The sequence below is a fragment of the Bartonella sp. AA81SXKL genome (assembly GCF_042196945.1).
Lineage (GTDB): Bacteria > Pseudomonadota > Alphaproteobacteria > Rhizobiales > Rhizobiaceae > Bartonella.
In genome coordinates this window covers 1-581 of the sequence record NZ_JBHIRH010000375.1, presented here as the reverse complement: position 1 = coordinate 581, position 581 = coordinate 1, and the positions used below count along the sequence as shown (strand labels likewise).

Genomic DNA, 581 nt, shown 5'->3' with positions numbered 1-581 from the left:
CAAATTGACTCCTCTGTTGGGGGAAAAACAGGCATCAATAGCCAATATGGTAAAAATCTTATTGGTACTTTTTATCAACCACAATGCGTCATTACTGATACTGACCTTCTTGATACACTGCCAGCACGTGAATTTCGCGCTGGTTACGCCGAAATGGTCAAATATGGTCTCATTAACCAGCCTGATTTTTTTGAATGGCTAGAAAAAAACGGACAAAAAGTTTTTTCCAATAGTCCAACACGAATACAAGCCATTGTCCGCTCATGCCAATTTAAAGCAGACATTGTAGCGCGTGATGAATACGAAACAGGAGAACGCGCACTCTTAAATCTTGGTCATACATTTGGACACATGCTTGAAACAGCAACCGCCTATGACCCAAATCGTTTAATTCACGGCGAAGCCGTAGCCATTGGGATGATTCTAGCGCACCAATTCTCTGCTCAACTCAATTTAATAAGTCCAACACTCATACAACGCATTAAAACACACTTTAAAGCTATGAGATTGCCTACGCAGTTAAAGGATATCCCAGGTAAATTACCAAATGCTGAAACTCTGATGACTTTCATTGCCCAAGA

The 581-nt window shown here is 40.8% G+C and carries 1 protein-coding gene; it reads left to right on the top strand.

Translation table 11 applies throughout. The features are described 5' to 3' along the window. Nucleotides 1-581 (top strand): 3-dehydroquinate synthase family protein (locus ACFINZ_RS11765; protein ID WP_375701618.1); only part of this gene is annotated, 581 nt, incomplete at both ends.